This is a genomic window from Dorea sp. 210702-DFI.3.17 (genome assembly GCF_020560825.1).
Lineage (GTDB): Bacteria > Bacillota > Clostridia > Lachnospirales > Lachnospiraceae > Dorea > Dorea formicigenerans.
Map to the genome: position 1 here is coordinate 37,707 of NZ_JAJCNB010000022.1, position 8,823 is coordinate 46,529.

At 44.3% G+C, this 8,823-nt stretch carries 9 protein-coding genes; all 9 read left to right on the forward strand.

Translation table 11 applies throughout. The features are described from left to right. The first annotated feature begins 129 nt into the window (after positions 1-129). The gene (locus LI149_RS10815) at positions 130-441 is read left to right on the forward strand and encodes a hypothetical protein (RefSeq protein WP_173785418.1); all 312 of its coding nucleotides are present in this window, start codon (positions 130-132) and stop codon (positions 439-441) included. Positions 442-533: 92 nt separating this feature from the next. Further along, entirely contained in the window at positions 534-1,580 is a 1,047-nt protein-coding gene (locus LI149_RS10820; protein WP_227143341.1) for a V-type ATPase subunit, read from the forward strand. Further along, a complete protein-coding gene (locus LI149_RS10825) occupies positions 1,577-3,514 on the forward strand; it encodes a V-type ATPase 116kDa subunit family protein (RefSeq protein WP_173785419.1) in 1,938 nt (645 codons plus the stop codon). The genes LI149_RS10820 and LI149_RS10825 overlap by 4 nt, the downstream gene beginning before the upstream one ends. A 12-nt stretch (positions 3,515-3,526) precedes the next feature. Further along, positions 3,527-3,958 (forward strand): ATP synthase subunit C, encoded by a 432-nt coding sequence (locus LI149_RS10830; protein WP_005335119.1) that lies wholly within the window; start codon positions 3,527-3,529, stop codon positions 3,956-3,958. A gap of 1 nt (position 3,959) precedes the next feature. Further along, positions 3,960-4,268, forward strand: a complete 309-nt coding sequence (locus LI149_RS10835; RefSeq protein WP_005335121.1) for a V-type ATP synthase subunit F — start codon at positions 3,960-3,962, stop codon at positions 4,266-4,268. A 15-nt stretch (positions 4,269-4,283) separates the two neighbouring features. Next, positions 4,284-4,874, forward strand: coding sequence for a V-type ATP synthase subunit E (locus LI149_RS10840; RefSeq protein ID WP_173785420.1), 591 nt, complete (start codon positions 4,284-4,286; stop codon positions 4,872-4,874). Continuing rightward, on the forward strand, positions 4,864-6,639 hold the full coding sequence (locus tag LI149_RS10845; RefSeq protein WP_119196099.1) for a V-type ATP synthase subunit A: 1,776 nt from the start codon (positions 4,864-4,866) through the stop codon (positions 6,637-6,639). The genes LI149_RS10840 and LI149_RS10845 overlap by 11 nt, the downstream gene beginning before the upstream one ends. A gap of 15 nt (positions 6,640-6,654) precedes the next feature. After that, positions 6,655-8,040 carry a V-type ATP synthase subunit B gene (locus LI149_RS10850; protein ID WP_005335131.1) on the forward strand — a complete coding sequence of 462 codons (1,386 nt, stop codon included), beginning with the start codon at positions 6,655-6,657 and terminating at the stop codon, positions 8,038-8,040. A 90-nt stretch (positions 8,041-8,130) separates the two neighbouring features. Beyond that, entirely contained in the window at positions 8,131-8,742 is a 612-nt protein-coding gene (locus LI149_RS10855) for a V-type ATP synthase subunit D (protein WP_119209973.1), read from the forward strand. Positions 8,743-8,823 lie beyond the last annotated feature (81 nt).

Here is an 8,823-nt window from a genome sequence, read left to right on the forward strand (position 1 = left end):
CATATTATAGAAAACTATTAGAATTTCAGTAGATTTTTTTGAGAAATCATTAAAAAAGTATGAGTTTTTTAGAGAGTTCTGTGATGATATGTGGCTTTGGTCAGACAGATAACAAGAAGGGGGCGGCTTATGAAATCTGTGATTGAAAGACTGGATGATATTGAGAACACTGCGCGCAGTATTGTGGCGAAGGCAGAAGAAGATAAGAGTCAGGTTGAGCAGGAGATTCAGGCGCAGAGAGATCAGTTTGATAAAGAACTGGATGAGAAGACGCAGGCAGAACTTACCAAAATCCGGGAAGATGGAAAGCGGCAGGTCGATGAACTCCTGAAGAGTCAGCGTGAGAAGAATCACGAGGCAGTTCAGACATTGGAAAAGGAATATGAGACGGCTCATGCAGTTTATGCAGAAGGTATTTTGCGTCATATAATAGAAGTGTAATATAAGATGCCAGTGGGAGCGTGAAGCGAGGAGTAAACCACAGGTATCAGAATTTCAGACATTTCAAAAAAAATATAGCGAGGAAGAGAACGATGGGCAATGTGATGGCATACAGCGGACTTACGACGAAAATCCGCGCAATGCAGGCAAAGCTTCTTACACAGGCTGATTATGAGACTATTTCCGGTTTTACGGATGTTGTGCAGGTGGTGGAATTTCTGAAGACGAAACCGGCCTACGCAGTCTATATGGATCAGTTGGAACTGGCGCATCTTCATCGAGGTGATATTGAGAAGATGTTGTATCAGTCTCTGTATAATGATTACACAAGAATCTTCCGGTTTGCGGGAATCGACCAGAAGAAATTTCTGAAGATTTACTGGAAGAAGTATGAAGTCAGTGTGATCAACTATTGTCTGAGAATCGTATTTAACCATTATGACAAGCCTTATGACCTGGATTATAAGAAGGAATTTTTTGATAAATATTCAAAACTTTCTATTGATAAGTTGATAACTTCCACAAATATCGACGAACTTGTGGATAACTTACGGGGCAGTGAGTATTATGAAGCATTAAAACCAATCCGGGATTCTGGGGCAGCGACATTATTTGACTACTATCAGGCACTGGAGCTTTACTATTTTACTAATTACTGGAGGCGGGGAAGAAAGGTATTCTCCGGAAAATCCAGAGAGCGTTTTTCAAGAGATGTGGGAATCAAGATGGATCTCATGAACATTCAATGGGTGTACCGTGCGAAGCAGTATTATCGTATGCTTCCGGCAGAAATCTATGCACTGACGCTTCCATATCATTTTCATTTAAGTACGGAAGAATTTAAGGCAATCGTGGAAGCACCGAATGTGGAAGAGATGAAAAAGCAGATTGAGAATACTTACTATGGAACACATGTCCACATGAAAGAGGGGCAGTCCATAGAAAAGAGTATCAAAGATATTTTACGGGATCTCTATATATCTGACAGGCAGAAGGATCCTTACTCCGATGCAACGATGCACGCATTTTTATTCTTGAAGGAGCAGGAAATCGACAAGCTGACGACAGCGTTAGAGTGTATCCGTTATGGACTGACCAGACAGGAGATATTGACATACTTGGGAGGTGAGAGCAAGTGATTGTAAAAATGAGATTCTTAAATATCAGCGGTCCGAGAGATGACATCGACCGGGTATGCGAGAAATATCTGTCAAAATATGAGATGCAGATTGAAAATGCGGTGACAGAACTTAAGACAACGGAAAATATCATGCCGTTCGTGGAAGTGAACCCGTACAGAGATCCGCTTGCAAAGGCAGAGCAGTTCGCACAGCTTCTGCCGGAGGACAGGGAAATTCGGGCAGATCTGTCAGGATCAAAGGATGATATGCTGGCGCTGATCCGGGATCTGAATCATGATTATCTGGAACTTGTGGAAGACAGAGAAAGGCTGAAGCTCAAGAAGGAAGAATTGCTTGGAAAGGAAAATGTCCTGAAACCATTTTCTGCGTTGAAAGTGGATGTTCATAAAGCATTGCAGTATCAGTACATGCAGGTACGGTTTGGACGCATTTCGCTTGACTATTACAGACGTCTTGAAAAATATCTGGCCGACAGTCTGAATGCCATATTTCTGGAGGCTGGAAAAGACAAAGGTTTTGTCTATGGCTGTTACATAGCGGCAAATGCGGATATTGCGAAAGCGGATAACACATTCCGGGCACTGCACTTTGAGAGAATTGACGTGACAGATGCTTACATCGGAACTCCTAAAGAAGCGTGTGAGAAGCTGGATCAGGATATTGAAGCAGTGCAAAAAGATATTGACGCAGATGAGGATAAGATTACAGCACTTATGAAACGTAATGCAGCCAAGCTTCTGGGAGCGAGAAAGAGATTGCAGGAGCTTGCGGACAACTTTGATATCCGTAAACTTGCAGCGAGAGTGACCAGTGAGGATGAGAGGGATGAGTTCTATATCTTATGTGGCTGGATGAGTGAAAAGGATGTAGATGCGCTTCTTGCTGAGACCCAGGATGACGATAAGATCAGTATCATGGTCGAAGATGAGCGTGACCAGTATTTTGGTGATCCTCCGACAAAGCTTGAGAACCCGAAGGTATTTAAACCATTTGAAATGTTTATCAAGATGTACGGACTTCCGGCTCACGATGAGATGGACCCGACCATGTTCGTGGCACTGACCTATACATTTATATTCGGAGCCATGTTCGGAGATCTTGGCCAGGGCTTCTGCCTCTTTGCAATTGGCGGAATCCTGTATCTGACAAAGAAGATCAATCTGGCAGGAATTATTTCCATTGCAGGTATTTTTTCCATGTTCTTCGGATTTATGTTCGGAAGCGTATTTGGATTTGAAGATATTATTGAAGCCCGCTGGTTAAGGCCTGTATCGGCAATGACGAATCTGCCGTTTATCGGGCAGCTTAACACCGTATTCGTCGTTGCCATTGCATTTGGTATGGCACTGAATATTCTGGTGATGATCTTCAATATTATCAATTCGGCGAAAGCCCACGATAAGGAAAATATGTTATTTTCCACCAATGGTGTGGCAGGACTTGTATTTTATGGATTCCTGGTACTGACAGTAGTACTTTATATGACCGGACACAAGACTCCGGGAAATGTAATGCTTGTGATTTTCCTTGGAATTCCGGTGCTCCTCTTTGTATTTAAAGAGCCACTTGGAAATCTGGTAGAGAAACGTCATAAGAAAATGGAAGGCGGCAAGGTCATGTTCTTTGTACAGGCATTTTTTGAATTGTTCGAGACCATGTTAAGCTACTTCTCCAATACCATTTCTTATGTGCGTATCGGAGCATTTGCAGTGAGCCATGCGGCAATGATGGAAGTTGTACTGATGCTCTCCGGAGCGAGTGCGGGAAGCACGAACTGGATCATATTTGTTATCGGTAATATCATAGTCTGTGGACTGGAAGGACTGGTAGTTGGTATCCAGGTTCTGCGTCTGGAATATTACGAGATGTTCAGCCGTTTTTATAAAGGAACAGGAAGAGAATTCAAACCATTTCATAAACAGAGCGAGTAGGAGGAAGAAGTCATGACATTAACTGTAAAATTATTACTGGTGGCAGCACTGGTACTTGGAATTATCGTACCATTTGGATATTTCCTTAAGGGAGAGAGAAGTAAGAAACGTTACAAACGTGCACTTGGAGCAAATGTTGTCTTTTATTTTGGAGCATTTGCCATCGCAGCGATCATGTTATTTTCCGGAGATCCGGTATACGCTGCAGAGACAACAGCAGCCGCTTCAAATGCAACTGGATTTGGTTATATCGCAGCCGCACTGTCAACCGGTCTTTCCTGTGTCGGTGGCGGTATTGCCGTAGCAAGTGCAGCAAGTGCCGCTCTTGGAGCAATCAGCGAGGACTCCAGCGCACTTGGTAAGTCACTGATCTTCGTAGGACTGGCAGAAGGTGTGTGTCTGTATGGACTGATCATCTCCTTCATGATCCTCGGTAAATTATAAGATGAAAATGTATCTGATCAGTGATAATGTCGATACTCTGACGGGACTGAGACTGGCGGGCGTAGATGGAGTCGTTGTACATGAAAGAAACGAACTGCGTGAAGAATTAGAAAATGCCATGAATGACAAAGAAGTTGGTGTCATTCTGCTGACTGAGCGGTTCGGACGGGAGTTCCCGGATCTTATCAACGAGATTAAGTTACAGCGGACCATGCCGCTTTTGATCGAGATTCCGGACAGACACGGAACCGGACGTAAAAAAGACTTTATCACATCGTATGTGAATGAGGCTATAGGATTAAAACTATAGGAAGCAGGTGATTGTGTGACAGTAGATGAGAAGATAACAAGACTGCAGGAATCTGCAATGCAGGAGGCAAGAAGCAAAGGGAATGCGATTGTGGAACAGCATAAGAAGGCGCTTACCCATGTCTTTGAGCAACATAAAGCAGAGGCACTGATACAGGCAGACACAAGAATCAAGGCTGAAAAGACCAGCGTGAAGCAGCAGCTTGGTATGGCGAATTCAAAGGCTGCGCTGGAACTTAAGCGAGAGCTTGGAGCTGCCCAGAAGCGTTTGAAAAAGCAGCTTTTTAAAGAAGTCGAAGAAAAACTGTCTGCATATATGGAGACGGAAAAATATCAGGATCTTCTGGTAAAATATATTGAAAAAGCGGTAGCATATTCTGACCGCGGCGAGATGACGATTTATGTTAATCCGACAGACGCAGATAAGAAAGCGTATCTGGAGGAGAAGACAGGATTTACACTGAGTATCAGCAAAGAAGACTTTATCGGTGGAATTCGTGCAGTCATTCCAGAGAGAAATATTCTGGTAGATTATGCATTTAAGGGCGCGCTGGAGAGAGAATATCAGAAGTTCGCATTTGGAGGAGGTATGGGCAGTGGACGCTAAACATACTGGAAAAATATATGGAATTAACGGCCCTGTCATTTATCTGAAAGGCAGGACCGGATTTAAGATGTCCGAGATGGTCTATGTAGGAGAAGAACGTCTGGTAGGAGAGGTTATTTCTCTGGACAAGGACAGGACAACGATTCAGGTCTATGAGGAGACTTCCGGTCTGAAGCCGGGAGAGATTGTGGAGGGTACCGGAGATGCAGTATCTGTTATCCTCGCACCTGGAATTATCAATAATATTTTCGACGGAATTGAACGTCCGCTGGAAAAGGTTGCGCAGGCAAGTAATGGCGCATTTATTACAAGAGGTGTCAGTGTAGATTCTCTGGATCTTGATAAATTGTGGGATACACACATGACGGTTGCAGAAGGTGACGCACTCCAGGGAGGGGCAATCATTGCAGAAGTTCCGGAGACGCATGCGATTGTGCACAAATGTATGGTTCCGCCGGATGTGGAAGGAATCGTGGTCAGTGTCGTACCTGACGGACAGTATCATATCAATGATACACTTGTTGTGATCGAGACAACAGAAGGGGAGAGAAAAGAACTCTCCATGATGCAGAAATGGCCGATCCGTGTGCCAAGGCCGGTGCATCACCGTTATTCTGCAAGAGTTCCGCTTGTGACGGGACAGCGTGTCATGGATACTATGTTCCCTCTGGCGAAAGGCGGAACAGCCGCAATTCCGGGAGGATTCGGAACAGGAAAGACGATGAGTCAGCATCAGATCGCAAAATGGTCTGATGCGGACATTATTGTATATATCGGATGCGGAGAGCGCGGAAATGAGATGACACAGGTTCTGGAGGAGTTCTCAGAACTGGTGGATCCAAGAACGGGGAATCCGCTGATGGACAGAACGACTCTGATCGCCAACACATCCAACATGCCGGTAGCTGCCCGTGAGGCATCTATTTACACAGGACTTACACTGGCTGAGTATTATCGTGACATGGGATATGATGTCGCAATTATGGCGGATTCTACATCCCGTTGGGCAGAGGCTCTTCGTGAGCTGTCCGGACGTCTGGAAGAGATGCCGGCAGAGGAAGGATTCCCGGCTTATCTGGCATCCAGACTTTCTGCATTCTATGAGCGTGCCGGTATGATGCAGACATTAAATGGAGCTGTAGGTTCTGTTACAATCATTGGAGCAGTATCTCCGCAGGGAGGAGACTTCTCCGAGCCGGTCACACAGAATACGAAGCGATTTATCCGTTGCTTTTGGGGACTGGATAAGTCTCTGGCATATGCAAGACATTACCCGGCAATCCACTGGCTGACCAGTTACAGCGAGTACTTACCGGATTTAAGTGCATGGTATGCTGATAATGTATCTCCAAAGTTTGTGGACTATCGGAACCGTCTGATGAATATTCTGAACCAGGAGAACAGTCTCATGGAGATTGTAAAACTGATCGGTAGTGATGTACTTCCGGATGATCAGAAGCTGACATTGGAGATTGCCCGCGTGATTCGCCTTGGATTTCTGCAGCAGAACGCATTTCACAAAGACGATACGTGTGTATCTCTAAAGAAGCAGTTCGGTATGATGGATATTATTCTGTATCTCTATAAGAAATGCAGAGAACTGGTGGCAAGAGGTATGCCGATGTCTGTTTTGAAGGCAGAGGGTATCTTTGAGAAAGTTATCGCTATCAAATACGATGTGCCAAATGGCGAGTTACAATTATTAGATATGTACAAAGTAGATATCGACCGTTTCTACGATACAGTGATTGAGAAAAATGCATAGAAGGAGGTCAAGATCATGGCAATAGAATATCTGGGACTAAGCAGCGTTGAAGGCCCTCTGGTTGTGCTGGAAGGAGTTCAGGACGCATTCTATGATGAAATCGTGGAATTTGTAGTCGATCATAAAACAAAGAAAATGGGACGTATTGTGGAACTGAATGAGGACAAAGCAATCATTCAGGTATTTGAAGGAACCGAGAATATGTCCCTGGACAATACACATACGAGATTGATGGGACGTCCGATGGAGGTTACTGTATCACCGGAAATGCTTGGAAGAACCTTTAACGGAATCGGACAGCCGATCGATGATATGGGACCTCTCATTTCCGAGGATAAACGTGATGTCAACGGACTTCCGCTTAATCCGGTCAGACGTGAGTATCCAAGAAACTATATCCAGACAGGAATTTCAGCCATTGATGGTCTGACAACACTGATCCGTGGACAAAAGCTTCCAATTTTCTCAGGAAACGGACTTCCACATGACCAGTTAGCAGCGCAGATTGTAAAACAGGCCTCTCTGGGCGGTGATTCTGATGAAGATTTCGCAATTGTGTTTGGAGCTATGGGAGTTAAGCATGACGTGGCAGATTTCTTCCGCAAGACATTTGATGAGAACGGAGTATCCGACCATGTGTGTATGTTCCTGAACCTGGCAAATGACCCTGTCGTAGAGCGTCTGATCACACCAAAGGTAGCACTGACTGTGGCAGAATATCTGGCGTTTGAGTGTAACATGCATATTCTTGTAATCCTGACAGACATGACTTCTTTTGCAGAGGCACTTCGTGAGGTATCCTCTTCAAGAGGAGAAATTCCGTCACGAAAAGGATATCCAGGTTATCTTTACAGTGAACTGGCAACAATTTATGAGCGTGCCGGAATTGTGGAAGGGGCAAATGGATCGGTGACACAGCTTCCAATCTTGACCATGCCGAATGACGATATCACGCACCCGATTCCTGACCTGACCGGATATATTACGGAAGGTCAGATCGTACTGGACCGCAATCTTTATGGACAGTCAGTTTATCCGCCAATTAATGTATTGCCGTCACTGTCACGTCTGATGAAAGACGGAATCGGAGAAGGCTATACGCGAGACGATCACCAGGCGCTGGCGAACCAGTTATTTGCTTCCTACGCAAAAGTAGGAGAGGCAAGAAACCTGGCCTCCGTTATCGGTGAAGATGAATTGTCACCACTGGATAAGAAATATCTGGAGTTCGGACGCGAATTCGAACAGCGTTATATTGGTCAAGGAACAACAGAGAACCGTACCATTCAAGAGACGCTAGATCTTGGCTGGGAACTGTTAGCACTGCTTCCAAGAGAAGAACTGGATCGAATCGATACAAAACTCATTGATTTCTATTATCCGAAGAAGAATGAAGCGTAAAAATGATTTAGAAGTGCAGGAATCTGGAAAATATGCCAGAATTCTTGCATTATAATTGCTATATTGCAAAAGTGGGAAAGGAGGGAGTCTATGGATCCACGGGAATTTCCGACAAAAGGAAATCTGATGCTTGCCAAAAACTCGCTGGCACTTGCCAATCAGGGTTATGAACTGATGGACAAAAAACGAAATATACTTCTTAAAGAACTGATGGGACTTATCGATGAGGCAAAAGGCATCCAGGAAGAGATAGATTCCACATTTACCCAGGCATATGCGTGCCTGCAGCGCGCTAATATTGAGATGGGAATCAGCAGGGTACAGGAATTTGCATTCACTGTACCAATTGAAGATTCCATTCGTATACAGACCAGAAGTATTATGGGAACAGAGATTCCACATATCAAATATGATGAAAAGCAGAATGACCTGACTTACTCATTCGGAGATACAGGCGAATCGCTGGATATCGCCAGGGAGGCATTCCGAAAGGTAAAGAATCTGACCATCAAGCTGGCTGAAGTCGAGAACTCAGCATATCGTCTGGCAACAAACATCAAAAAGACACAGAAACGTGCCAATGCTCTGAAGAACATCACCATACCGATGTACACGAATCTGGTCTACAACATCAACAACGCGCTGGAAGAAAAAGAAAGAGAAGAATTCACAAGGTTAAAAGTAATAAAACGAAGACAATAATTTGATTGGGGACGTAGTAAAATGCCAAAACAATGTCATTAAGTTAAGGATTTTAGTAGTGTGAAAAGTAGTTTTTTACTT

Bases quoted from the DNA above. Each gene is read 5' to 3' on its own strand.
- LI149_RS10815 (WP_173785418.1), top strand. From the start codon at position 130: ATGAAATCTGTGATTGAAAGACTGGATGATATTGAGAACACTGCGCGC.
- LI149_RS10820 (WP_227143341.1), top strand. From the start codon at position 534: ATGGGCAATGTGATGGCATACAGCGGACTTACGACGAAAATCCGCGCA.
- LI149_RS10830 (WP_005335119.1), top strand. From the start codon at position 3,527: ATGACATTAACTGTAAAATTATTACTGGTGGCAGCACTGGTACTTGGA.
- LI149_RS10835 (WP_005335121.1), top strand. From the start codon at position 3,960: ATGAAAATGTATCTGATCAGTGATAATGTCGATACTCTGACGGGACTG.
- LI149_RS10850 (WP_005335131.1), top strand. From the start codon at position 6,655: ATGGCAATAGAATATCTGGGACTAAGCAGCGTTGAAGGCCCTCTGGTT.
- LI149_RS10855 (WP_119209973.1), top strand. From the start codon at position 8,131: ATGGATCCACGGGAATTTCCGACAAAAGGAAATCTGATGCTTGCCAAA.